The sequence below is a fragment of the Mesorhizobium onobrychidis genome, assembly GCF_024707545.1.
GTDB classification, from domain to species: Bacteria; Pseudomonadota; Alphaproteobacteria; order Rhizobiales; family Rhizobiaceae; genus Mesorhizobium; species Mesorhizobium onobrychidis.
In genome coordinates, this window is record NZ_CP062229.1 from 3,419,817 (window position 1) to 3,444,563 (window position 24,747).

At 63.0% G+C, this 24,747-nt stretch carries 24 protein-coding genes; 19 read left to right on the top strand and 5 right to left on the bottom strand.

The window, feature by feature from the left end; all coding sequences use genetic code 11:
• From murG to IHQ72_RS17060, 14 genes are all read left to right on the top strand, one after another.
• The gene (gene murG, locus IHQ72_RS16995; protein WP_258123486.1) at window positions 1–1,128 is read left to right on the top strand and encodes an undecaprenyldiphospho-muramoylpentapeptide beta-N-acetylglucosaminyltransferase; all 1,128 of its coding nucleotides are present in this window, start codon (window positions 1–3) and stop codon (window positions 1,126–1,128) included.
• Window positions 1,125–2,531, top strand: a complete 1,407-nt coding sequence (gene murC, locus IHQ72_RS17000; protein WP_258123487.1) for a UDP-N-acetylmuramate--L-alanine ligase — start codon at window positions 1,125–1,127, stop codon at window positions 2,529–2,531. Before murG ends, murC begins: the two co-directional genes overlap by 4 nt.
• Complete coding sequence (gene murB, locus IHQ72_RS17005; RefSeq protein ID WP_258123488.1) at window positions 2,528–3,493, top strand: UDP-N-acetylmuramate dehydrogenase; 966 nt, start codon at window positions 2,528–2,530, stop codon at window positions 3,491–3,493. Before murC ends, murB begins: the two co-directional genes overlap by 4 nt.
• Window positions 3,494–3,792: 299 nt before the next feature.
• Window positions 3,793–4,719 carry a D-alanine--D-alanine ligase gene (locus tag IHQ72_RS17010; protein ID WP_258123489.1) on the top strand — a complete coding sequence of 309 codons (927 nt, stop codon included), beginning with the start codon at window positions 3,793–3,795 and terminating at the stop codon, window positions 4,717–4,719.
• Window positions 4,707–5,648, top strand: a complete 942-nt coding sequence (locus tag IHQ72_RS17015; RefSeq protein WP_258123490.1) for a cell division protein FtsQ/DivIB — start codon at window positions 4,707–4,709, stop codon at window positions 5,646–5,648. Before IHQ72_RS17010 ends, IHQ72_RS17015 begins: the two co-directional genes overlap by 13 nt.
• Complete coding sequence (gene ftsA, locus IHQ72_RS17020) at window positions 5,645–6,952, top strand: cell division protein FtsA (protein WP_258123491.1); 1,308 nt, start codon at window positions 5,645–5,647, stop codon at window positions 6,950–6,952. The genes IHQ72_RS17015 and ftsA overlap by 4 nt, the downstream gene beginning before the upstream one ends.
• Before the next feature lie 67 nt (window positions 6,953–7,019).
• Window positions 7,020–8,672, top strand: coding sequence for a cell division protein FtsZ (gene ftsZ / locus IHQ72_RS17025; RefSeq protein ID WP_258123492.1), 1,653 nt, complete (start codon window positions 7,020–7,022; stop codon window positions 8,670–8,672).
• Between the two features lie 273 nt (window positions 8,673–8,945).
• The gene (gene lpxC / locus IHQ72_RS17030) at window positions 8,946–9,893 is read left to right on the top strand and encodes a UDP-3-O-acyl-N-acetylglucosamine deacetylase (RefSeq protein WP_258123493.1); all 948 of its coding nucleotides are present in this window, start codon (window positions 8,946–8,948) and stop codon (window positions 9,891–9,893) included.
• 203 nt (window positions 9,894–10,096) lie between these two features.
• On the top strand, window positions 10,097–10,966 hold the full coding sequence (locus IHQ72_RS17035; RefSeq protein ID WP_258123494.1) for an outer membrane protein assembly factor BamD: 870 nt from the start codon (window positions 10,097–10,099) through the stop codon (window positions 10,964–10,966).
• Between the two features lie 13 nt (window positions 10,967–10,979).
• Window positions 10,980–12,650 carry a DNA repair protein RecN gene (gene recN / locus IHQ72_RS17040; protein WP_258123495.1) on the top strand — a complete coding sequence of 557 codons (1,671 nt, stop codon included), beginning with the start codon at window positions 10,980–10,982 and terminating at the stop codon, window positions 12,648–12,650.
• Between the two features lie 140 nt (window positions 12,651–12,790).
• Window positions 12,791–14,998 (top strand): NAD-dependent DNA ligase LigA, encoded by a 2,208-nt coding sequence (ligA, locus tag IHQ72_RS17045; protein WP_258123496.1) that lies wholly within the window; start codon window positions 12,791–12,793, stop codon window positions 14,996–14,998.
• The gene (locus IHQ72_RS17050) at window positions 14,998–15,690 is read left to right on the top strand and encodes a DUF2461 domain-containing protein (protein WP_258123859.1); all 693 of its coding nucleotides are present in this window, start codon (window positions 14,998–15,000) and stop codon (window positions 15,688–15,690) included. The genes ligA and IHQ72_RS17050 overlap by 1 nt, the downstream gene beginning before the upstream one ends.
• A gap of 102 nt (window positions 15,691–15,792) precedes the next feature.
• Window positions 15,793–16,521 carry an AzlC family ABC transporter permease gene (locus IHQ72_RS17055; RefSeq protein WP_258123497.1) on the top strand — a complete coding sequence of 243 codons (729 nt, stop codon included), beginning with the start codon at window positions 15,793–15,795 and terminating at the stop codon, window positions 16,519–16,521.
• Window positions 16,518–16,814, top strand: coding sequence for an AzlD family protein (locus IHQ72_RS17060; protein WP_258123498.1), 297 nt, complete (start codon window positions 16,518–16,520; stop codon window positions 16,812–16,814). The genes IHQ72_RS17055 and IHQ72_RS17060 overlap by 4 nt, the downstream gene beginning before the upstream one ends.
• Before the next feature lie 31 nt (window positions 16,815–16,845).
• Here the strand turns inward: IHQ72_RS17060 and IHQ72_RS17065 are convergent, their stop codons facing one another.
• Window positions 16,846–18,690: an aminopeptidase P family protein gene (locus tag IHQ72_RS17065; RefSeq protein WP_258123860.1), complete on the bottom strand. Its 1,845-nt coding sequence runs from the start codon at window positions 18,688–18,690 to the stop codon at window positions 16,846–16,848.
• Between the two features lie 433 nt (window positions 18,691–19,123).
• Between IHQ72_RS17065 and IHQ72_RS17070 the strand changes: the two genes are divergently transcribed.
• On the top strand, window positions 19,124–19,309 hold the full coding sequence (locus IHQ72_RS17070; protein ID WP_029351430.1) for a hypothetical protein: 186 nt from the start codon (window positions 19,124–19,126) through the stop codon (window positions 19,307–19,309).
• Between the two features lie 11 nt (window positions 19,310–19,320).
• Here the strand turns inward: IHQ72_RS17070 and IHQ72_RS17075 are convergent, their stop codons facing one another.
• Window positions 19,321–20,193 carry a 50S ribosomal protein L11 methyltransferase gene (locus tag IHQ72_RS17075; RefSeq protein WP_258123861.1) on the bottom strand — a complete coding sequence of 291 codons (873 nt, stop codon included), beginning with the start codon at window positions 20,191–20,193 and terminating at the stop codon, window positions 19,321–19,323.
• Between the two features lie 86 nt (window positions 20,194–20,279).
• The gene (locus IHQ72_RS17080; protein WP_258123500.1) at window positions 20,280–20,801 is read right to left on the bottom strand and encodes an SCO family protein; all 522 of its coding nucleotides are present in this window, start codon (window positions 20,799–20,801) and stop codon (window positions 20,280–20,282) included.
• 304 nt (window positions 20,802–21,105) lie between these two features.
• Here IHQ72_RS17080 and IHQ72_RS17085 point away from each other — a divergent pair, with 304 nt between their 5' ends.
• From IHQ72_RS17085 to IHQ72_RS17095, 3 genes are all read left to right on the top strand, one after another.
• The gene (locus IHQ72_RS17085; protein WP_258123502.1) at window positions 21,106–21,594 is read left to right on the top strand and encodes a CreA family protein; all 489 of its coding nucleotides are present in this window, start codon (window positions 21,106–21,108) and stop codon (window positions 21,592–21,594) included.
• Window positions 21,595–21,664: 70 nt separating this feature from the next.
• A complete protein-coding gene (locus tag IHQ72_RS17090; protein ID WP_258123503.1) occupies window positions 21,665–22,306 on the top strand; it encodes a DapH/DapD/GlmU-related protein in 642 nt (213 codons plus the stop codon).
• A gap of 83 nt (window positions 22,307–22,389) precedes the next feature.
• Window positions 22,390–22,818, top strand: coding sequence for a low affinity iron permease family protein (locus IHQ72_RS17095; protein ID WP_258123504.1), 429 nt, complete (start codon window positions 22,390–22,392; stop codon window positions 22,816–22,818).
• Between the two features lie 3 nt (window positions 22,819–22,821).
• Here the strand turns inward: IHQ72_RS17095 and IHQ72_RS17100 are convergent, their stop codons facing one another.
• The gene (locus tag IHQ72_RS17100) at window positions 22,822–23,688 is read right to left on the bottom strand and encodes an SDR family NAD(P)-dependent oxidoreductase (RefSeq protein WP_258123505.1); all 867 of its coding nucleotides are present in this window, start codon (window positions 23,686–23,688) and stop codon (window positions 22,822–22,824) included.
• A gap of 135 nt (window positions 23,689–23,823) precedes the next feature.
• Here IHQ72_RS17100 and IHQ72_RS17105 point away from each other — a divergent pair, with 135 nt between their 5' ends.
• Window positions 23,824–24,105, top strand: coding sequence for a hypothetical protein (locus tag IHQ72_RS17105; protein WP_029351415.1), 282 nt, complete (start codon window positions 23,824–23,826; stop codon window positions 24,103–24,105).
• Between the two features lie 6 nt (window positions 24,106–24,111).
• On the opposite strand, the gene IHQ72_RS17110 is transcribed toward IHQ72_RS17105, so the two are convergent.
• Window positions 24,112–24,687, bottom strand: a complete 576-nt coding sequence (locus IHQ72_RS17110; protein ID WP_258123506.1) for a TMEM175 family protein — start codon at window positions 24,685–24,687, stop codon at window positions 24,112–24,114.
• Between the last annotated feature and the right edge of the window lie 60 nt (window positions 24,688–24,747).

Below are 24,747 nucleotides of genomic sequence, written 5' to 3' on the forward strand. Positions count from 1 at the left end.
ATGTCGAGGGGCGCGATCCTTCTGGCGGCCGGCGGCACGGGCGGGCACCTCTTCCCGGCCGAGGCGCTGGCGCACGAGCTGATCAGGCGCGGCTGGGCGGTGCATCTCGCCACCGATGATCGTGCCGAGCGTTTTGCCGGCCAGTTTCCGGCCGCAGGCATCCATCCGATCCAGTCGGCGACGATGAGTTCGAAAAATCCTTTTGCCGTGCTCGCCGCCTTCTGGAAAATCTGGGGTGGCGTGCGGCAGGCGTCCGCCCTGATCGGCCGTATCAAGCCAGCCGTCGTAGTCGGTTTCGGCGGCTATCCGACACTGCCGCCGCTCTATGCGGCGACGCGGCGCAAGGTGCCGACGATGATCCACGAGCAGAACGCGGTGATGGGGCGCGCCAACCGGGCGCTTGCCGGCCGCGTCGATGCCATCGCCGGCGGGTTCTTGCCGGAAGATTCAAGCGCTGCAGGCGCCAAGATCGTGACGACAGGTAATCCGGTCAGGCCGCAAGTGCTGGAGGCGGCAAAGACGCCTTATGCGATGTCGACCGGGAATCAGCCGTTCCGCTTTCTGGTGTTCGGCGGCAGCCAGGGCGCACAGTTCTTTTCCGACGCAATGCCAGCGGCGGTAGCACAGCTTTCCGACGCACAACGCAAGCGGCTGGTGATCACCCAGCAGGCCCGTGCCGACGACGTCGAGCGGGTGAAGGCGGCCTATGCCGCCCTTGGCGTCGAGGCTGAGGTATCGCCCTTCTTCACCGACATGGCGGCGCGCATGGCTGCGGCGCATCTGGTGATGTCGCGATCCGGCGCATCGACCGTATCGGAAATCGCGGTGATCGGCCGGCCAGCGCTGCTGGTGCCCTATCCGCACGCGCTCGACCACGACCAGGCGGCCAATGCCGCGGCATTGGCAGCGGCAGATGGCGCCGAAGTGCATCCGCAATCCTCGCTCTCGCCCGAGCGCATCGCTGTGCTCCTCGGCGCGCTGATGGACGATACGGAGCGGCTGACCACAATGGCAGCAGCGGCGAAATCGGCCGGAAAACCGGACGCGGCACGGTTGCTCGCCGATCTGACAGAGGCTATTGCGTCGAAGAAAAGCGTATCGGACTTCAGGAAGGAGACGCACGCATGAAGATGCCGCAGACGATCGGCCTCGTGCATTTCATCGGCATCGGCGGTATCGGCATGAGCGGCATCGCCGAGGTGCTGCACAACCTCGGCTATAAGGTGCAAGGATCCGACCAGGCCGACAGCGCCAATGTGCAGCGGCTGCGCGACAAGGGCATCGAGTGCTTTGTCGGTCATCATGCCGACAATATCGGCGATGCCGAAGTGGTGGTCGTCTCGACGGCGATCAAGAAATCCAATCCGGAGCTGAAGGCGGCGCGCGAGAAACTGCTTCCCATCGTCCGCCGCGCCGAGATGCTGGCCGAACTGATGCGCTTCCGGCAGGCGGTGGCCATCGGCGGCACGCATGGCAAGACGACGACGACCTCGATGGTGGCGACGCTGCTCGAAGCCGGCGGGCTCGATCCGACCGTGATCAATGGCGGCATCATCAATGCCTACGGCACCAACGCCCGCATGGGCGATGGCGAATGGATGGTGGTCGAAGCCGATGAGAGCGACGGCACCTTCCTGAAGCTGCCGGCCGAGATTGCCGTCGTCACCAACATCGATCCCGAGCATCTCGACCACTACGGCTCCTTCGACAAGGTGCGCGAGGCCTTTCGCCAGTTCGTCGAGAACGTGCCGTTCTACGGCTTCGGCGTCATGTGCACCGACCATCCGGAGGTGCAGGCGCTGGTCAGCCGCATCGAGGACCGGCGCGTCATCACCTACGGCGAGAACGCGCAGGCCGACGTGCGTTTCACCAATCACCGCATGAACGGCCCGATCTCGGAATTCGACGTGGTGATCCGCGACCGCAAGACCCGCGGCCAGTCGACGATCTCAGGCCTGCGCCTGCCGATGCCCGGCCGTCATAACGTCTCCAACGCGACCGCGGCGATCGCCGTGGCGCACGAGCTCGGCCTTTCGGCCGAGGCGATCAGGAAGGGCCTGTCGTCCTTCGCCGGCGTCAAGCGGCGCTTCACCCGTACCGGTTCGTGGAACGGCGTCGATGTGTTCGACGATTACGGCCACCATCCGGTCGAGATCACGGCGGTTCTGAGGGCGGCGCGCGATGCCACCAAGGGCCGCGTCATCGCCATTGCCCAGCCACACCGCTTCACCCGGCTGCACGACCTGTTCGACGAGTTTTCCGTCTGCTTCAACGATGCCGACACGGTGATGGTGGCGCCGGTCTATGCGGCAGGCGAAGAGCCGATCGACGGGGTGACGTCCGAAGCATTGGTGTCGCGCATCCGCTCCGGCGGCCATCGCGACGCGCGCTACATCGAAGGCCCCGCGGCGATTGCGCCGGTTATCCGCGATCTGGCGAAACCAGGCGACTTCATCGTCTTCCTTGGTGCCGGCAACATCACGCAATGGGCCTACGCGCTGCCCAGGGAACTCGGCGGTACTGCCTCATGATGCGCGGCCAGGCATTGATCGACAAGCTTGGCGGCCGGCTTGCCGGCCTGCGCGGCCGCATCACGCTCAATGCCGAGATGGACAAGATGACCTGGTTTCGCGCCGGGGGACTGGCCGACGCGCTGTTCCAGCCGGCCGACGAGGACGATCTCGCCGCGTTCCTGAGAGCAGTGCCCGAAGAGATACCGCTGACCATCGTCGGCATCGGCTCGAATCTGCTTGTCCGCGACGGCGGTATTGCGGGTTTCGTCATCCGGCTTTCGGCCAAGGGCTTTGGCGAGGCCGAAGTGATTGCGCCGACCACAATCAAGGCGGGTGCCGCCGCGCCCGACAAGCGCCTTGCCGCCGTCGCCTATCAGGCTGGTATAGGCGGCTTTGAATTTTACCACGGCATTCCGGGTGCCATCGGCGGTGCGCTGAGGATGAACGCCGGCGCCAATGGCGTCGAGACGCGCGAGCGCGTCGTCGAGGTGCGGGCGCTCGACCGCAAGGGCGATGTGCATACGCTGAGCAACGCCGATATGGGCTACGCCTATCGCCATTCGGCAGCACCTGCCGGGCTGATCTTCACATCGGCTGTGTTCGAAGGGGTTTTGGCAGACAAGGCCGCGATTCAGGCGGCGATGGACGCCGTCCAGCATCATCGCGAGACCGTGCAGCCGATCCGGGAAAAGACCGGCGGCTCGACCTTCAAGAATCCGGAGGGCACCTCGGCCTGGAAGGAGATCGACAGAGCTGGTTGTCGGGGGCTGATGATCGGCGGCGCGCAGATGTCGCCGATGCATTGCAACTTCATGATCAACACGGGAACCGCGACCGGCTACGACCTCGAATATCTCGGCGAGACTGTGCGCACGCGTGTGCTCGAAAAGTCGGGCATCCGGCTGCATTGGGAAATCAAGCGCATCGGCAATTTCCGGCCGGGGCACGAGGTCCAGGAATTCCTCGGACAGTTGCTCTAAAGACTCACAACCCAGTTTTCGCGGCCGTTTTTGCGGAAAGTGAATCTCTCGGAATCGTAAGGACTTGCCAGTGAATCAACTCTCTGATTCTCTGCCCTGAAGCGTTTCCTGATTTGAGTCGTTTCGACGCGTTGCCAGCGTTTTTCCGTCAGGGCAACCTGCCGGGAGGCTCGGGGACTCGATGTTGCGGAACCACGAGAGCAGGGACTGCTCCGAGCGTTTGAGTGTGTGCCCTTTCCGGGGCATATAAGATGCAGACCCGCCGTGAAAGGGCCCGCCGTGAGAGGGAATGACGGGAAATGAAAAGCAAGCACGTGGCCGTCCTTCTGGGTGGATTCTCGTCCGAGCGGCCCGTGTCTTTGTCCTCGGGGAAAGCCTGTGCTGATGCGCTTGAGAAGGAAGGCTACCAGGTCGCTCGCGTCGACGTCTCTCGCGATGTCGGATCGGTGCTGGCTGAGCTCAAGCCTGATGTTGCCTTCAATGCGCTGCATGGCCCTTTCGGCGAGGACGGCACCATACAGGGCATCCTCGAATATCTTGCCATCCCCTACACCCATTCCGGCGTGCTCGCCTCGGCGCTTGCCATGAACAAGGAACAAGCCAAGAAGATCGCCAAGTCTGTCGGCATCCCGGTTGCCGAATCGAAGGTGGTTAATCGCTTCGCCATCCAGAACAAGCACCCGATGAAGCCGCCCTATGTCGTCAAGCCGGTCAACGAGGGGTCGAGCTTCGGCGTCGTCATCGTGCACGAAGGTCAGTCGCATCCGCCGCAGGTCATCGGTTCGCCCGACTGGAAGTATGGCGATACCGTCATGGTGGAGCGCTATGTGCACGGGCGGGAATTGACCTGCGCGGTAATGGGCGACGTGGCTCTCGGCGTCTGCGAGATCATCCCGACCGGCCATTCCTTCTACGACTATGATTCAAAATACGTCGCGGGCGGATCAAAACACGAATGCCCTGCAAAAATTTCACCGAATATTTACCAAAAAATACAGACACTGACGCTCAAGGCTCACCAAGCTATCGGCTGCCGGGGCGTTTCCCGGTCGGACTTCCGTTATGATGATCGACACTCCGAGAACGGCGAAATTGTCTGGCTCGAGATCAACACTCAGCCGGGCATGACGCCGACATCCTTGGTGCCTGAAATCGCCGCGCAGGCGGGACACTCGTTCGGCGATTTGTTGAGTTGGATGGTGGAGGACGCTTCGTGTCTGCGTTGAAGTGGGGACAGGGCAAGGGGAAGGGCGTGGCCTGGCCGACGCTGTTCGGTGTTTCGTTGTCGTTCGACCATTTCGTGCTGCCGCGTCTGCTTCGCCGGCCGGCGCGCGTGCTGGCGCGTCTGGGCGAGGACGACTTCGAGGCGCCGCCTTTTTCCGCAGCCATGTTGTCGGCGGCGCTGCTTGTATCGGGCAGTGCCTATGGCGCCTATCTCGGCGGACATGTCGACGGCATCGTCCAGGGCATCACCGCCCGCACCGGCTTCGCCGTCGACCAGATCAAGGTCGTCGGCAACCGCGCGACCTCCGAGATCGACATTCTCGACAGGATGCAGCTCGATGGCTGGACGTCGCTGATCGGCTTCGACGCCGAAGCCGCGCGGGAACGCATAACCACGCTGCCCTGGGTCGAGGTTGCGGCGGTGCGCAAGGTCTATCCGCACACGCTGGAGGTGCGCATCGAGGAGCGTGAGCCCCTTGCGCTCTGGCAGCAGGGCAGCGAGCTTTCCGTCATCGAACGGTCCGGCGCCGTGATCGCGCCATTCTCCGGCGGCAGGCAGTCGCTGCTGCCGTTGATCATCGGCACCGGCGCGCCGGCCAAAGCGCCCGATTTCCTGGCCAGGATCAAAAAATACCCAGAGCTTGCCGCGCGGGTCAAAGGCTATATCCGCATCGGCGAACGGCGTTGGGACCTGAAGCTGGAGAACGGCATCACCGTCAAGCTTCCCGAGGATGGCGAGGACCAGGCGATCGCCGATCTGGTCAGGATGGACCGCGAGAACGGGCTGCTGACGCGCGACATCGCCGCCGTCGACATGCGCCTTTCCGATCGCCTCGTCGTCCAGTTGACGCCGGAAGCGGCGACGCAGCGCGAGGCTGCGCTCAATGAAAAGCCGAAAATGCCGAAGCGCAAGGCGGAGACGAAGATATGAGCTGGCTTGGCGGCAACAGCGATGCCTCGTCGCGCCGGTCCGGCATCATGACGGTGCTGGATGTCGGTTCGAGCAAGGTCTGCTGCGTCGTGGCCAAGCTCAAGCCGCGCGAGGACGGCATGCTGCTGCGCGGACGCTCGCATCGCATCCAGGTGATCGGCATCGGCCACCAGAAATCGCAAGGCGTGAAATCGGGTGTCGTCATCGATCTCGACAGGGCCGAGCACGCCATCCGTCTTGCCGTCGATGCCGCCGAGCGCATGGCTGGCCTGACCGTCGATTCACTGATCGTCAACATGACGGCGGGCCGGCTGAAGAGCGAAAGCTTCTCGGCAACCATCAATCTCGGCGGCCATGAGGCCGACGAGGCCGACATCAAGCGCGTGCTTGCCGCCGGCGCCAAGCAGGCGCTGCGGGCCGAGCGCGAGGTGATCCATTCGCTTCCCGTCGGCTTTTCGCTGGACGCCGAGCGCGGAGTGCGTGATCCGCGCGGCATGATCGGCGATCAACTCGGCGTCGACATGCATGTGCTGACGGGTGACGCGGCGCCCTTGCGCAATCTGGAGCTTTGCATCAACCGTTCGCACCTGTCGGTCGAGCGCATGGTGGCGACACCCTATGCCAGCGGGCTTGCCGCACTGGTCGACGACGAACTCGAAATGGGTGCAGCCTGCATCGACATGGGTGGCGGCACCACGACGATCTCGGTGTTTTCGGAAGGCAAATTCGTCCATGGCGACGCCATCGCCATCGGCGGCAACCACGTCACGCTGGACATGGCCAAGGGCCTGTCGACCTCGCTCGACGCCGCCGAGAGGCTGAAAGTGATGCATGGCTCGGCGCTGCCCGGCAGTGCCGACGACCGCGACCTGGTCTCGATACAGCCGATCGGCGAGGATGGCGAGGTGCCGCTGCAGATACCGCGTTCGGTGATGACGCGCATTATCCGCGCACGCATCGACGAGACGCTCGAACTGTTGCGCGACCGGCTGAACAGGTCCGGCTACGGCAACGCCGTCGGCAAGCGCGTCGTGCTGACCGGCGGCGCCAGCCAGCTTTCCGGCCTGCCCGAGGCAGCGCGCCGCATTCTCGGACGCAATGTGCGCATCGGCCGTCCGCTCGGTGTAGCGGGCTTGCCCGAGGCGGCCAAGGGGCCGGCTTTCTCGACGCCGGTCGGGCTTCTGATCTACCCGCAGATGGCGAATTTCGAGAGCCATCCGGCGAAAGGAATTTCTGGTCTCAGGATGACCGGAACGGGCGGAAAACTGCATCGAATGAGTCAGTGGTTGAGAGACAGTTTTTAAATTGACGGGGACAGCCCCATAGGCGGCCGCAGCGGCGAAGCGGCGGGAAAGGCAAAGGACGGAGACAATGACCATCAATCTGCAGAAGCCGGATATCACCGAGCTCAAGCCGCGTATCACCGTGTTCGGTGTCGGCGGCGGCGGCGGCAATGCCGTCAACAACATGATTACCGCCGGCTTGCGCGGCGTCGAGTTCGTGGTCGCCAATACCGACGCGCAGGCGCTGACCATGTCCAAGGCGGACCGCCTGATCCAGCTCGGCGCGCATGTCACCGAGGGCCTGGGTGCGGGATCGCAGCCGGAAGTCGGACGCGCGGCGGCGGAGGAATGCATCGACGAGATCGTCGATCATCTCTCTAACACCCATATGTGCTTCGTCACTGCCGGCATGGGCGGCGGCACCGGCACGGGGGCCGCGCCGGTTGTTGCTCGTGCTGCCCGCGAAAAGGGGATCCTCACCGTCGGCGTCGTCACCAAACCGTTCCATTTCGAAGGCCAGCGCCGCATGAAGACGGCGGATCTGGGCATCGAGGAATTGCAGAAATGCGTCGACACCCTCATCGTCATCCCCAACCAGAACCTGTTCCGGCTGGCCAATGACAAGACGACCTTCGCCGACGCTTTCGCCATGGCCGACCAGGTGCTCTATTCCGGCGTCGCCTGCATCACCGACCTGATGGTCAAGGAAGGGTTGATCAACCTCGACTTCGCCGACGTCCGCTCGGTCATGCGCGAGATGGGCAAGGCGATGATGGGGACCGGCGAGGCTTCCGGCGAGGGCCGCGCCATGGCCGCCGCCGAAGCCGCGATCGCCAACCCGCTGCTCGACGAGACCTCGATGAAGGGCGCCAAGGGCCTGTTGATCTCGATCACCGGCGGCCGCGACCTGACCCTGTTCGAAGTCGACGAGGCGGCGACCCGCATTCGCGAGGAGGTCGACCAGGAGGCCAACATCATTCTGGGTGCGACGTTCGACGAGGATCTTGAAGGCGTCATTCGCGTCTCGGTGGTTGCCACCGGGATCGACAAATCGGCGGCTGAAATCGCCGCCGCGCCGATCGCCATCCGCACGGCTCCGCCAAAGCCGGTCAATCGCCCGGCCGTTCCGGTCACGGAAAGCCGTCCGGCGCCTGTCCAGCAGGGCGGCTACGAGCCACGCGCCGCCGATCCTGTAGCCGAGGCGATCCAGCTTGCCGAGGCGAATGCCGCGGCGATGGCGCGTCCCGCGCCGGCTGCCCAGGCGGAAGATTTCCGTCCGCAGAGCAAGATATTCCAGGCGCCGCCGGCGCAGCCGCAGCCGATGGTTCAGCAGGTGATGCAGCCTGCGCCACAGCGCGAGGTGCTTCAGCCGGTAGCCGCAGCGCCCCAGCGCATGCCGCGCGTCGAGGATTTCCCGCCGGTGGTGAAAGCCGAAGTGGAAGCCAAGGGCCGCCCGGCCGACCATGAGAACAGCGGCCCGATGGGACTGCTCAAGCGCCTGACTAACGGCCTTACCCGCCGCGAAGAGGAGCCTGCACGGCTACAGCCGGCGCAGCCGCGTGAGCCGAAACTGCGCCAGGCGGCACCCGAAGTGCGCCGCCTTGCCAGCCAGGATCCGCAGCTTTACGCGCCACGCCGCGGCCAGTTGGACGACCAGGGCCGGCTGACGCCGCAGAGCAGGGCTGTCCAGGAAGACGATCAGCTGGAGATTCCGGCATTCCTGCGCCGCCAGGCCAACTGACCTGTTAACGGTCCGTAACAGTTGTTAACAGGCAGACAAGAAATTGTTTGCCTGTTAATGTTAAAAGTGCTTGTAAAACAGGGAGTTACGAGACCGTATCCGCTTCGGATTGCGGTTACAGAGAGTAAGAAACCGTGATTTGGAGACTTCCTGCTGGACCACTATCTTCGCCCCGATCAATTTCGGTTTGCTGGGATTCGGGGAAGTGGCCCTGCCTGCCGATCAAAGAGCCGCGCCCTTGGGCTAATGAAGCGGACGTAGGCAGTATGGGCTATGGGGTTTGTTTTGCACGACTATCAGACGGCACTTAAATCGCGTGTGACGCTGACCGGCACCGGCGTTCACAGCGGCAATTCCGTTACCGTTCATTTCCTGCCGGCAGACGCTGATACGGGTGTCGTGTTCCAGCTTTCGAATGGAAGCGAAGACCGGGAGTTCCGTGCGCTCGTTTCCGAGGTCGGCGCCACCGATCTCTGCACTATGCTCGGCGATCCGGCAGGCGAGCATATCGCCACCGTCGAACACCTGATGGCCACCCTTTTCGGGCTCGGCATCGACAATGTCGTCATCGAGATCGACGGCCATGAGGTTCCGATCCTTGACGGCAGCGCCGTGGCGTTCGTGGAGGCCATCGACCAGGCGGGCATCGAGACGCTGCCGGTCAAGCGCCGCTATATCCGGGTGGTCAAGCCGGTTCGGATCGAGAACGGTGCCTCCTGGGCGGAGTTTAGGCCCTATGACAGCACGCGCTTCGAAATCGAGATCGATTTCGAAAGCCCTGCGATCGGCCGTCAGCTTTTCGCATCCGACATGAACGCCGACATTTTCCGCCGCGATATCGCGCGGGCCCGTACCTTTGGTTTCATGAAGGACGTCGAGCGGCTGTGGGCAGCCGGCTATGCTCTTGGCGCCTCGCTGGAAAACTCCCTGGTGATCGGCGACGACAACCGTGTGATCAACATGGGAGGCTTGCGCTATCCCAACGAGTTCGTGCGCCACAAGACGATGGACGCCATGGGCGATCTGGCGCTGGCCGGCGCCCGGTTCATTGGCTGCTTCCGTTCCTATCGCGGCGGCCACAGGCTGAATGCGGCAGCGCTGCGCCGCCTTTTGTCGGACCGTTCGGCGTTCGAGATCGTCGAGACGACACGCCGCGAGCGCGGTCGTACCGCCGAGATGAGCGCCGTCTATGCGCCTGTCTACGCGCCCTGGATGATCTGATTCTTAACGTTTTTCGGGTTTTATGGCTGCCGGCCGGTGTTGCATGAATGCATCATTGGCCGGCGAAATCACGCAAGTGTGCAGGCTGCGCCAGGCCGCCACAAAAATGTGCGATTGGCCGGAGATAGCGTTGCCGGGCACGGCGATTATGGTTATGCCTGCTGCCGACGACTGAAATGACGCCGAAAGGGCGGAATCCAATCATGTTCTTCAAGCGAATTGGTCAATCGAAAGCGCCGCATCGGGCTGTTTTCCTGGCGCTTTCGGTGGTTGTTCCACCGCTGTTCCTGTCGGCCTGCATGTCGTCCGAGAAGGATGTCGACCTGTCGACCTATGTCGAGCAGACCGAGCCGGCCGACGTTCTCTACAATCAGGGTCTCGCCAATCTGAATGCCGGGCGCCTGCAGGAGGCGAGCCGCAAATTCAGTGCCGTCGACCGCCAGCATCCCTATTCCGAATACGCCCGTAAATCGATGGTGATGGGCGCCTTTGCCGACTATCGCCAGGGCAACTATACCGAGGCGATCGGTTCGGCCAAGCGCTATCTCACGCTTTATCCGTCGACCGACGACGCGGCCTATGCCCAGTACATCATCGGGCTCAGCTATTACCGGCAAATCAGGGATGTCACCCAGGACCAGAAGGAAGCGCGTCAGACCGTGCAGACGATGCAGGATCTGGTGACGCGCTGGCCCGATTCCGAATATGTCGATGACGCCAAGGAAAAGATCCGCTTCGCCAACGACCAGCTCGCCGGCAAGGAGATGCAGATCGGCCGCTACTATCTCGAGCGCCGTGAATATATCGCCGCCGTCAAGCGGTTCCGGGCCGTGGTGGAGACCTATTCCAACACGCGTCATGTCGAGGAAGCGCTCGCGCGCCTCACCGAAACCTATTATGCGATGGGGCTGACATCGGAAGCCCAGACTGCCGCGGCTGTGCTCGGCACCAACTATCCCGACAGCGTGTGGTACAAGGATTCCTACAAGCTCCTGCAGACTGGTGGGCTCGAGCCGCGCGAGAATGCCGGCTCGTGGATCGCCAAGGCCGGGAAGCTGATCACCGGCGCCTGAGCGGCGCGCCACCATGCTTTCCAGACTGTCGATCCGCGATATCGTTCTGATCGAGAAGCTGGACATCGATTTCTCGTCCGGTCTTTCGGTGCTGACCGGCGAAACCGGCGCCGGAAAATCCATCCTGCTCGACGCGCTGTCGCTGGCGCTTGGCGCCCGCGGTGACGCTTCGCTGGTGCGGCATGGCGCGGCACAGGGCCAGGTCATCGCCGTGTTCGACGTGCCGCGCAACCATCCTGCCCGCATGCTGCTTGCCGACAACGCCATCGAGGACGATGGCGACATCATTCTGCGTCGCGTGCAGACGGCGGACGGCCGTACCCGCGTCTTCGTCAACGACCAGCCTTCCAGCGTGACACTGATGCGCGACGTCGGTCACGCGCTGGTTGAGATCCATGGCCAGCATGACGAGCGTGCCCTGATCGATCCCGGCGCCCATCGCGAATTGCTCGACAGTTTTGGCGGTCATCTCGGCGCTGTGGGGGCGACCGCCGAAGCATGGCGGTACTGGCGGGCCTGCGAGCAGGAATTTTCGCGGCACCGCGCCAAGGTGGAAGCGGCGGCCCGCGAGGCCGACTATCTGCGCGCCGCGGTCGCCGAATTGACGAAGCTCGACCCCCAACCCGGCGAGGAAGCCGACCTTGCCGAATTGCGCGCCTCGATGATGCGGGCGGAAAAGATCGCCTCGGAAATCCACGACGCGCAGGATGTGCTCTCAGGCCCGTCCTCGCCCTTGCCGCAACTCGCCAGCCTGTTGCGGCGGCTGCAGCGCAAGGTGACCGAGGCGCCCGGCCTGCTCGACGACGTGGTCAAATCGCTCGATGAGGCGATGCTGTCGCTCGACGCGGCGCAATCGGGCGTAGAAGCGGCACTTCGCGCCACCGAATACGATCCGCGGCGGCTGGAACAAGCCGAGGAGCGGCTGTTTTCGCTGCGCGCCGCCTCACGCAAGCACAGTGTGGCGGCCGACGATCTGGCGCAATTGCGCGACACGATGGCCGCCGACCTTGCCGATCTCGACGCCGGCGAGGAGCGCCTGCACGGGCTGGAGAAGCAGGCCGCCGCGGCGCGTGAGACCTATGACATTGCCGCGGCACAGCTTTCGTCGCTTCGCCATGCGGCGGCGGTCGGATTGACCAAGACGGTGATGGCCGAATTGCCGGCACTGAAGCTCGAACGGGCCGCGTTCATCGTCGAGATGGCAAGTGAGGCCGAGAGCCGCATGGAAGACGGCATCGATCAGGTCGAGTTCTGGGTTCGCACCAATCCCGGCACAAGACCGGGCCCGATGATGAAAGTCGCCTCCGGCGGCGAACTTTCGCGGTTCCTGCTGGCGCTGAAGGTGGCGCTGGCCGACCGCGGCTCGGCGCCGACCTTGGTCTTCGATGAAATCGACACCGGCGTTGGCGGCGCGGTGGCGGATGCTATCGGCCAAAGGCTGGCGCGGCTGTCGAAACGCGTGCAGGTGCTTTCGGTTACGCACGCGCCGCAAGTGGCGGCACGCGCGGCGACGCATTTCCTGATCTCCAAATCCGGCGGCGCCGATCGCGTCGCCACCGGCATCGCCGAGATGGACCGGGCGGCGCGCCAGGAAGAGATCGCACGGATGTTGGCCGGGGCGACGATCACCGACGAGGCACGCGCAGCGGCCGAGCGGCTGCTTCGCGAAAACACCGCCGCATAGCGGAGCTCACGCTCGGCGTTATGGATCGAGTCAGGATGTGGCTCCATCCTGCTGTTCAGGAATGATTTTCTCGTACCCGCTCTCTCCCTCATGGGAGAATCCTGTTCTATTGTGTCGCGCCACCGGGAAGGGAGCAATGCATGGCCGAAAAACCAGTTGATTCGCTCAGCGAAAGCGAAGCCGCAAGCGAGCTAAAGCGGCTGGCGGCGGAGATCGCCGAGCACGACCGGCGCTACCACACCGAGGACGCACCGATTATAACGGACGCGGAATATGACGCGCTAACGCAGCGCAACCTCGCCATCGAACAGCGCTTCCCCGCTTTGGTGCTAGAGGATTCGCCATCGCGCCGAGTGGGCGCGCCACCGGCGGAAGGCTTTGCCAAGGTGCGCCATGCGGTGCCGATGCTCAGTCTTGCCAAGGCCTATACCGACCAGGATGTCACCGACTTCATCGAACGCGGCCGGCGTTTCTTTAACCGCGACAAGGATCTGGACATTGCGTTCACGGCTGAGCCGAAGATCGACGGGCTATCGGCTTCGCTGCGTTATGAAGGCGGTGTGTTCGTGCAGGGAGCAACGCGCGGTGACGGCGCCGTCGGGGAGGACATCACCGCCAATCTTAGGACAATCGCCGACATCCCCAAGCACCTGAAAGGCTCGGGCTGGCCTGATGTGATCGAGATACGGGGTGAGGTCTATATGACCTATGCGGAATTCGAGGCTTTGAAGGAACGGTCGGCGGCGGTTGGCGGCCAGGACTATGTCAATCCGCGCAATACGGCGGCCGGATCCCTGCGTCAGAAGGATCCGTCCGTTACCGCCAGCCGCAACCTCAAGTTCTTAGCCTACGCCTGGGGCTACACGTCAGAGGATCCCGCTCCGACTCAATACGATTCAGTGCAAAAATTCGCTGAGTGGGGTTTCAAGATCAGTCCGCTGATGGTGCGGGCGAAGTCGGTCGACGAACTGGTCGCGCACTATCACCTGATCGAGGCCCAGCGCTCGTCGCTCGGCTACGACATCGACGGCGTCGTCTACAAGGTGGACCAGTTGGAATTGCAGCGCAGATGGGGTTTCGCCACTGGCGAACCACGCTGGGCCATCGCTCATAAATTTCCTGCCGAACAGGCAATGACGACCGTGCTCAGGATCGACATTCAGGTCGGCCGCACCGGCACTCTGGCGCCCGTTGCACGGCTTGCGCCCGTCACGGTTGGCGGCGTGGTGGTCGAAAATGTCACGCTTCACAATGAAGACTACATCAAGGGTCTGGACAGCAACGGCCAGCCAATCCGCGACGGCTGTGACGTGCGTATTGGCGACACAGTCGTCATCCAGCGGGCGGGCGACGTCATTCCGCAGATCGTCAGCGTCGTTATCGACAAGCGCCCGGCTGATGCCGTGCCCTACGAATTCCCGCACACCTGTCCGATCTGTGGCTCACCCGCAACGCGCGAGATCAACGAAAAGACCGGCAAGGAAGATTCCCGCCGACGCTGCACCGGCGAACTGATCTGTCCCGCGCAGGCCGTGGAAGGATTGCGCCACTTCGTGTCACGTGGCGCCATGGATATCGAAGGCCTGGGCGCCGAAAACATAGACCTGTTCTTCAATGCGGGATTGATCAAAACAGCCGCCGATATCTTTACTCTCAGGGATCGCCGTCCCGCCGTGACCAAGACGCTGGCTGAGCGGCGCGAGGAGCAGGCCAGGCAACGCGAGGCCGCATCGGGCAAGACGCGCAAGAATGTGCGCGGTGTCGAGGAACGCAACTACGAAGGTCTCGACAAGCTGTTCGCCGCCATCGACGCTCGCCGCGAACCGGAACTCGATCGCTTTATTTTCGCGCTGGGTATCCGCCATATCGGCGAAACCACGGCCGCTGTACTTGCCCGAACCTTCTCAACCATTGAGGAGTTGATCCGCATCGGCAAGGAGACTGCGGCGGCGGCCGATCCACACACCGTTTTCCCATCGATCAATGGCATCGGCGACACGGTGATAGGTGCGCTTCGCGATTTCTTCGGCAATGAACGCAACGACGACGTGCTTGAAGCCTTGCTCGCGCAGGTCCACCCGAAGCCGTACATTGTGAACGTCTCAGTCGGCAGCGCGGTCGCCGGCAAGACGATCGTGTTTACAGGCACGCTGGAAAAGATGACACGCCCCGAGGCCAAGGCGATGGCTGAACGTCTCGGCGCGAAGGTCGCCGGCTCAGTCTCTGCGAAGACCGATCTCGTGGTGGCAGGCCCAGGCGCCGGTTCCAAGCTGAAGGACGCGACCAAATTCGGCATCGAGGTGGTCGACGAGGACACTTGGTTGCGGCGGATCGGCAAAGGAGCATGATGGCCGCTGCATTTAACGGTTTCGGCCAAAAGGCCATTCCCTTCCTCAAGGCACTCGATTTCCATCAGAGCCGGGAGTGGTTTCTGGAAAACCGCGATCTCTTCCAAAGCGAACTGCGCGACCCGTTCGGCGATCTCGTTGAAACGCTCTCCGAGCGCTTCACGGCAGCGGGGCTGGGTTTGCGCGGCGATCGCAAGAAGTCGCTGTTCCGGATCAATCGCGACGTGCGTTTCGCTAGGGACAAACGACCCTACAACCGGCATTTGTCGGCGATCCTTTCGCCTGACGGCACCAAGATGGAACAGGGCGTGTTCTTCGTCCATATCGGGCTTGAGCGCTGCTTTGCCGGCGTTGCCTGGTGGCAGCCCGGGCCGCCGCTCTTGCTGGCGATGCGCAACGCCGTCGCGACGCGGCCGGGCGAATTCCGGGCGCTCATCAAGGCGCTGAAGAAAAACCGTCTCGAACTCGATGCGGAAGGTTGCATGAAGCGAGCGCCACGCGGCTTCGAGCATGTCACGGAGGCCGATCTCGCGGCGGCCATTCGCAACCGGCATTTTGCCGTCCGGCACGAAATCGACCCGGCGGGAATCCACAGTGCGGCACTGGTCGACGAACTCGTCGATTTCGTCATGCGCGCCAAGCCGCTGCTCGACTGGGGCAGGGCGATCGAAGGCAAGGTCCCGGAGGAGTAGAGGCTAGGGCGATCATTTCCGCTGATCGTTTGGCTCAAGCGAATTGGTGTGACAAGGCAGGCGGCGCTACCTACATACGACCATTCCCGAGGGAGTGGGTCGATGTTAGCGGAAGCAATCTCCGAAAACCGCGCGAAGAGCGATTTCTGGCAAGGCGTGCGGCTCTCGATGCCTGTCGTGGTGGCGTCGGCGCCGTTCGCGCTGCTGTTCGGCGCTATCGCCGTCGACAACGGTTTTTCGGTGCTGGAAGCCTTCCTGATGAGTGCCATGGTTTTCGGTGGCGCCAGCCAGATGGTCGGCATCGAATTGTTCGGGCAGCATGTCGCGCCATGGCTGATCGTGCTGTCGATCTTCGCCGTGAATTTCCGCCATGTGCTTTACTCGGCGGGTATCGGCCGGCGCATCGCACATTGGCCGCTGGTGCAACAGGCAGTCGGCTATTTCATCCTGACCGATCCGCAGTTCGCGGTGGCCGAGCGCAAGGCGGAGGCCGGCGAAACCGTCGGGTTTGCCTGGTATATGGGGCTTGGCCTCCCGGTCTATGTGTTCTGGGTGACCGAAAGCGCGCTTGGCGCGGTGTTCGGCAAGCTCATTCCCGATACACATGCGCTGGGCATCGATTTCCTGCTGCCGATCTATTTTCTCGGACTGGTCATGAGCTTTCGCAAACGGCCGCTGTGGCTGCCGGTGGTCGTCGCCAGCGCTGTTGCCTCCATCATCGCCTACAAGACGGTAGGCTCGCCCTGGCACGTCTCCATTGGCGCCGTGGCCGGCGTGCTGCTCGCGGTCATCCTGCCGCCCCACCACAGTGGTGTGGAGGCGCGGCCATGAGCACCACCTTGTGGATCATCATCGCCGGTGCGATCGCCACCTACCTGACCCGCATCGGCGGGCATCTGGTGATCTCGCGCTTCGAAAATATCCATCCCCGCGTCGAGGCCGGGCTGAACGCCGTGCCGGCTGCGGTGCTGACCACGCTTGTGGCGCCGGCGGCACTCGGTGCCGGGCCGGCGGAATGGGCGGCATTGATCGTCGCCGGGCTGGTCTCGCTGCGCGGCGGGCTTATGGCGATGTTTTTGGCCGGTGCCGCCGTCCTGGTCCTCGCCCGGCAGTTCGCCGGGTAGACGAAACCTGCTACACACGCCTTGCCGAGGATCAAATCTTCTGGTCGTGCGGCAGTGGCGCGGTTGCCTTTTCCAGCCAGGCCAGCGTCTCGCCTTCGAGCATCGGTCCGATCTCGGCCAGCACACGCTGGTGGTATGTGTCGAGCCAATGCAGCTCGTCGCGCGTCAAAAGGTCGGATCGCACCAGCCTGGTGTCGATCGGCGACAGCGTCAGTGTCTCAAAGCTGTGCATGGCGATGTCGCCGCCCTCTATCTGCTCGGCCGGTGTCACCAGAATGAGGTTCTCGATGCGGATGCCGTAAGAGCCTTCCTTGTAGTAGCCCGGCTCGTTGGAGACGATCATGCCTGCCAGCAGCTTTTCGGTGCCGGTCCTTGCGATGCGCTGCGGGCCCTCGTGCACGGCCAGATAGGAGCCGACGCCGTGGCCGGTGCCATGGGCGAAATCGCAACCATGGTTCCACAGAGCCAGACGCGCCACGGCATCGATCTCGGAGCCGCGCGTGCCCGGGGGAAAGCGCAGCATGGAAATGCCGATCATGCCCTTCAGCACCAGCGTGAAGCGTTCGCGCATTTCCTCGGTCGGTGTGCCGATCGGCACGGTGCGGGTGATGTCGGTGGTGCCGTCCTGATACTGTCCGCCCGAATCGAGCAGGAACAACTCGCCAGACTGAAGCTTTCGGCTGGTGGCGCGGGAAACGCGGTAGTGCATGATGGCACCGTTCGGACCGGCGCCCGAGATGGTGTCGAAGGACACATCGCGCAGCGGCATTTGCGTTTCCTCGCCGGTGCTGCGGCGGCACTCCTCAAGCTTGGTGACGACCGCGATCTCGTCGAGCTTGCCGGGTTCCTGGCGGTCGAGCCAGCAAAGCAGCTTGGCCACGGCGGCGCCGTCGCGGCGATGCGCGGCGCGGGCGCCGTTGATCTCGGCCTGGTTCTTCGTCGCGCGTGGGATGCGGGCAGGATCGGGCGCGGCAATGACGGTACCGCCATTGTCCTCGACCAGCATTCTGAGCTTCTCCGCCGCCAGCGCTGGGTCCAGCGCGATTCTTGCGCCGCCCTTGGCTAATCCTGCGATCGCCGCTTCGAATTCACTGGGTTCGTGCAATTCGGCGAGCTGCGTCAGATAGGCCGCGACGGTGCGCGAAAACTTGCGCTGGTCCATGAAAAGGAGGTGCGACCCATCGGCGGCGAGCACGGCGAAGCCGAGCGTCAGCGGCGTGTGCGGCACGTCGCCGCCGCGGATGTCGAAGGCCCAGGCGATGGAGGACGGGTCGGTCAGCACGGCATGGGTGGCGCCGTCCTTGCCGATGGCCTCGGCCAGCCGTGCCAACTTGTCCTTGGCCAGTTCGCCGGCAAAGGCGATCGGATGGAGCTCGACCGGCGCCAGCGGCGGTTGGGGCTGGTCCTTCCAGATGGCGTCGATTGGATTCTTCTCGAGCGGCACCAATGTCGCCCCCGATTTTTCGGCCGAAGCTTTCAGCGCTTTCACGTCGCCGATCGTCTGCAGCCACGGATCGAAGCCAAGCCGCACGCCCTTGCCGAGATTGTCCTTGATCCAGGTGGCGGGCGGATTGTCGACCAGGCTTTCGATCGAAAAGATGTCGAGATCGACCTCCTGGCGCACCTGCAGCGTGTAGCGCCCGTCGACGAACATGAAGGCACGGTCGCCGAGCACGATGGCGACGCCGGCCGAGCCGCTGAAGCCGGTCAGCCATTTTAGCCGCGCCGAGCGGTCGGCGACATATTCGCCCTGATGCTCGTCGGCACGAGGCACGATGAAGCCATCCAGCCCGTTGGCCGCCAGCCATTGACGCAGCAGCGCCACACGCGGCTTGCCGACGGCGGGGTCGCCGGCGGAATCAAAGGTCTGGAACATCATGGCCTCTCCTTGGGTGCTGGCGCGACCGTAGCGCATGACCCCGAAAATCGGAATCGACTTTTGCTACGCTGGCCGCCGGCCGGATTCGATCCAGCAGGGCGATCGCTTCAGCTCTGCGCTGCCCCTCATTGCCCTGCCGGGCATTTCTCCCCGTATAGTGACGGGGAGAAAAACACCTTCGCGAACGATTTCGCCAATCTCCAGTGTTGCGGAAAGGGTGCCGAGGTTGCGGTCGGCCCCTTCTCCCCGTCACTAACGGGGAGAAGGTCCCGGCAGGGCGATGAGGGGCGGCGCCGCCATCGACAGTGGTCATCTACGTGCGCTTTTTCGCATGGACGACATGCAGAATCAGCGATTTTAAAAGAGGTCAACAGAGTTTACCTTTTTGGCGTGGAGGAACGGTTCTTATTGCCCTGCAAAGGAGACCATCATGTCCACGATTTCAGCCAGACGCGGATTTTTCAGAAGCGCTGTGAATGCTCTCATCGAAGCGCGCCAGCGCGAAGCGAGCCGCTATGTGAGCGGCGTTCTGCTTGGCTTTGACGACGAAACGCTGAAAGCGAACGGCTACGATCGCGAAGAACTGAAGAAGGCCGCAAGGTCGCGCTATGTCTGAGCGAATTTGCGTCACCGCTTGAGGTAGATCGTCACCCAGCCCTCGCGATGCAACGTCCTGACATGGCGGAACTGCTGGCCGACATAGGCCGAGACCACCGCGTCGCGTTGCCGGTCGAGGATTCCTGACAGCACGATCGAGCCGCCCAGGGCGATATGCCCGGCCATTTCGGGCGCCAGCCGCATAAGCGGCCGCGCCAGTATGTTGGCGACGATAAGGTCGAAAGGGCCGCGCGCTGCAAAGATCGGATGGTGGAAGCCCGGTGCCGTCACCGTTTCGACGAGCGCCTTGACGTGGTTGAGCCGCGCATTGGCGGCGGCGACTTTTGTGGCGACCGGATCGATGTCGGTCGCCAGCACCGGGATATGGGCGAGCTTGGCCAGCGCGATGGCCAGCACCGCACTGCCGGTGCCGAGGTCGAGCGCGTTGCGCGGGCGCTCGCGCCGCACGACCTGTTCCAGCATTTCAAGGCAGCCGGCGGTGGTGCCGTGATGGCCGGTGCCGAAGGCGAGGCCCGCCTCGATCTCGATGGCGAGTTCGCCGCTGTGGCGCTTCCTGCGGTCATGCGCGCCGTGAACAAAGAAACGGCCGGCGCGCACTGGCTTCAGTCCCTCCAGCGAACGCGTCACCCAGTCGATGTCAGGCACGGGCTCGCGCGCAATCGGCCTCGACAAGGCAAGCCCGGCAAGGATCTCTTTCACGCGAGCCTCGACGGCGTCGACATCGCCGTCGGCATAGAGCGACACTTCCTGGATGTCGCGATCCTCATCGACTTCGAGGATGGCAATCGGCAGGCCCTCGTCCTCGAAGGCCGTTTCGAACGCCGCGAAGATACGGTCGGCCTCGATCTTTCCAGTGGTGAAATAAAGCCGCGTTTGGGTCATCAAACGATGATCTTGTTTGAGCATGATCTTTTCCGAAAACCGGTCCCACTTTTCGCTGTCGCGGACCTTCGGTTCGGGATCATGCTCTAACCTTCCGCCGCCAGCCGCTTGAGCTTGGCGATGGCGGTGTCCGGGCTTTCGCCATAAGCGATGGTGCCGGCGAAATCGCCCCTGGCGTTGAGCAGCAACACCGAAGCGGTGTGGTCCATCGTGTAGTCGCCGTTGCCGGTATCGACCTTCTTCGAATAGATGCCGAAGGATTTGGCCATGGCTTGGACTTTGTCCGGGTCGCCTGATATGCCGAGGATGCGGTCGGAGAAATTACTGATATAGGCGTTCATGATTTCGGGCGTGTCGCGCTCCGGGTCGACCGTCACGAAATAGGCGCGCAGGTTCTTGCCGTCGTCACCCATCGTCTTCAGCCAGCCAGCCAGTTCGAACAGCGTGGTCGGGCAGACTTCCGGGCAATGGGTGAAGCCGAAGAAGACGACGCTGGGGTGGCCGCGAAACGCAGCCTCGGTGACCGGAGCGCCCTTCTGGTCAACCAGCGTGAACGGCGCGCCATAGGGCTCGCCGCTGTAGAAAGGCCTATATGTCCAGATGGTCATTGCACCGATCCCGACGGCCATCGCCACGAGGATGCCAACAAGGATAAAGCGCATTACAGGGGAGGCGTCGCTGTACATCTAGCGTGCTGCTGTTGAACTGAAGGGCAATGAAAAATGCGGGCCTAAAAACGATGACATGCTGAATATCACTCCGATCTCACCAAGGGCAACCATAGTGCTCAAGAACGCTTACGCAAAGATGCCGCGTTGCCGCAACTGCGGGCCGGCGCGCAATATCCAGCTTGCAAAGCGCTGCCGCCCGTCCCACCTGAGGTCGGCAAAACTCGAACCGCAGGAGGCTTCCTTGCGAAAACTGATCGGCGGCGCTTTGGCCGCATGCCTTGTCATCGGTGCTGGTGCGGCTGGCGCCCAGGAGGTCGGCAAGGTCGGCGTCGACTGGCTCGGCAACGACATCATCGTCGAGGCGATCAAGGATCCGAAGGTCGAAGGCGTGACCTGCCACGTCTCCTATTTCGACCGCGGCGTGATCGATCGCCTGCAGAAGGGCAACTGGTTCGAGGACCCGTCCGATTCCTCGATCTCGTGCCGCCAGACCGGGCCGATCACCATCAGCGACATCGACATGAGCGAGGCCGGCGAGGAGGTATTCAAGCAGGGCATCAGCCTGATCTGGAAGAAGCAGGTGGTGAACCGCATCTACGACAAGACCAATGAGACCCTGATCTATCTGTCGCACTCGCGCCAGGTGCAGGACGGTTCGGCGAAAATGTCGGTCACCACCGTGCCGCTCTACGGCCAGAACGTGGTGTGGAGCAACGGCAAGCCGAAATAGCCTCTGGTAACAGGTGACGGACGATTGGTCCCGCTTGCGGGATCAATCGCTCGGGCGTAAAGCCGCCGGGATGGACCGTCCCGAAAACCTCGTCCTGAAAGATCCCAAGCCGCGCATCCACCCGACCGCGGAGTTGAAGGCGTGCAAGCTTGGGCGCTACGCTTCGATCGGCGAGCGGGTTATCCTGCGCGAGGTATCGGTCGGCGACTTCTCCTATTTCGAGCGCCACGCCGAGGCGATCTACACGACGATCGGCAAGTTCTGTTCGATCGCCGCCAACAGCCGCATCAACGCGCTGGAGCATCCGATAGAGCGGCTGACCCAGCACAAGGTCAGCTATCGCCCGAACGAGTATTTTCGCTGGCTGGGCGTCGACGCCGGATTTCGGGAGCGACGGCGGGCGAAGTCCGTCAGTATCGGCCACGATGTCTGGATCGGCCACGGCGCGGTGATCATGCCTGATGTGAGCATCGGTAATGGCGCGATCGTCGGCGCCAATGCTGTGGTGACGCGCGACGTACCTGCTTATGCGATTGTGGCCGGCGTTCCGGCCAGGCAATTGCGCCAACGCTTCGCGGCGGACATTACCGCGCGGATCGAAAGCCTCGCCTGGTGGGACTGGCCGCACGAGAAACTGGCCACGGCAGTCCCCGACATGCAGGCGCTGTCCATCGAGGCTTTCCTCGATCGCTGGGAAAACGAAATACCCTGATCTTGCGGGGGCGTGCACGGTTATGTCGGTGAAATCTCTCCTCGCAAGGGAACCAGGAGCGGTCGCCGGTTGTTCTCCTTGCCATGATCGAGAAGCTTTTCACCAGGATCGCCAACTATGTTGCCCATCTCGCCGGTCTGCCGTCGACATTCGCCGTCTGTTTTCTGATCATCGTTGTCTGGGCGGTAAGCGGTCCGATGTTCGGGTTTTCCGATACGTGGCAACTCATCATCAATACCGGCACGACGATCGTCACCTTCCTGATGGTGTTCCTCATCCAGAACACCCAGAATCGCGATGGCACAGCGATTCAGACGAAACTCGACGAGTTGATCCGGGTCGGCAAAGCTCACAATACTTTTATCGGCATCGAGCACCTGACCGAATCCGAGGTCGAGGAGATCCGCAAAAAATGTGAACAGGCGGCGAAACGGCATGACCAGAAGATCGCCGATGCGGCGGTCAAGAAAGCCGCTGCGCAAAAGCGCGGCTCGACGACACATGCGGCGTGAGCGTCAGCCTTCCATGAACGCCGCGAAAGCATCCTTATGGTCCGGATGCCAGCGCGACAGAGCGGGGCGGTTCTCGATGATGTCGCCGATCGCCCAGGCCATCCGCTTTTCGTCCATGGGCCGCGTCGCCTCGTTGTCAGGACAAAGAATGTAGAAATCGCCACGCACCAGCGAGGCCAGCATGAAGTCGATCACCTGCTCGCCGGTCCAGGCGCCGGCGGGCTTTTCGGTTGCACCCTCGGTCAGGCCGGTAAAAGTGAACCCCGGAATGAGCAGATGCGCCGCAACCTTTGCGCCGGGCTCGTTGCGCAGCGCGTGTGCCAGGCCTTCGGTGAAGGTCTTCACGCCCGATTTGGAGACGTTGTAGGCAAGGTTGCCGGGCGGCGTGGTGATGCCTTGCTTGGAGCCGGTGTTGACGATCAGGCCCGGCCTGCCGGCCGCCAGCATGCGCGGCACGAAGGCCTCGACGCCATGAACGACGCCCCAAAAATTGATGTCCAGCAGCCGCTTCCAGGCGTCGCGGTTCTCCCAGGGTTTGCCGGGATTGTTGCCGACGCCCGCATTGTTCATCAACAGCGACACGCCGCCGAAGGCACCGAACGCCTTTCCGGCCAGTCGGTCGAGCTCGTCGGCTTTCGAGACGTCGGTGGCGACCGCGAGTACCGCGCTGTCGCCGGCAATCGTTGCAACGGCGCCGGCAGCCTCATCGAGCCGGGCGCCGCCAATATCGGCCAGCACGATTTTCATGCCCATCGCCGCCAGCCGCTTGGCCGCGGCAAGGCCGATGCCGCTGGCGCTGCCGGTGATGACGGCAACGTTGCCGGAGGCAAGGGCAGGCAAAGCGCTCTGGATTTCGGCGTCGGCGGTCATGGGTGATAGTGTCCTCGTTCAAGTTGCGCCGAACTTAACGCGCCGAGGGGTTCGCGCAAGCCCGCTTTGGCGTCCTTGGGTTGACCACATCGGCGGGCGCTGCGCATGCTGTCCGCGTAAGAAGGAGATTACCGATTGACCGACTGGATCGAGATCCTGAAAGAACAGACCGCCACCGGCGACCAGATGAGCCGCGAGGTGCCGCAAATGCTTGCCAATCCCGATATCAGCGAAGCGCAAGTGAAGACGCTGTTTTCGGCGCTCGAAAAACAGGCGGAGTTCGTCGAAAAGCTGCGCATGGCGCTGGAAAAATTCGGCCATGATTTTTCGGTGATCAAGGCGGCCGAGCGGCTGGAGGAACGCTATGCCGACCTTGCGGCCTCGGTGGCGGAAAAGCTGAAAGCGATGCGGGGCTAGGCAGACCTATTTTTCGACCAGCCTCTCGAAGCGCCGGTCCGGTACGAACCAGATCATGGCAACCAGCATATAGAGCGCGACGCCGATCCATTGATTGACGAAGGTCAGCGGAATGGCGGCGATGTAGAGGACCACCGAGATCTTTTCCTTGCGGTCGGTGCCTACCGCTCTGGCGAAGGCAGTGTCGTTGCCATGCAGCCGTTGCAGCATGACGACCAGAATGAAGTAGGCGGCCGCGCAAAGCGCCAGGACAACACCGTAAACGGCGACAGGCACCGGCGCGAAATGGTTTTCGCCCATGAAGGCGGTGGTGACGGGCATCAGCGACAGCCAGAACAGTAGATGCAGATTGGCCCACAGCACGCGGCCATCCACCCGCTGCACGGTGTGGAACATGTTGTGCAGATTGTTCCAGTAGATGCCGACATAGATGAAGGACAGCACGTAGCTGAGAAAAGTGGGCCATAGCGGTGCCAGCGCGGAAAACTCCGCGCCATGCGGCACCTTCAATTCCAGCACCATGATGGTGATGATGATGGCCATGACGCCATCGGAAAATGCCTCGACTCGTCCCTTGCCCATGGATTTCCTCTACTGCGCCTGGCTCATCCTAGGCGATCGAAGTGGCTGGAGGGAAGGCCT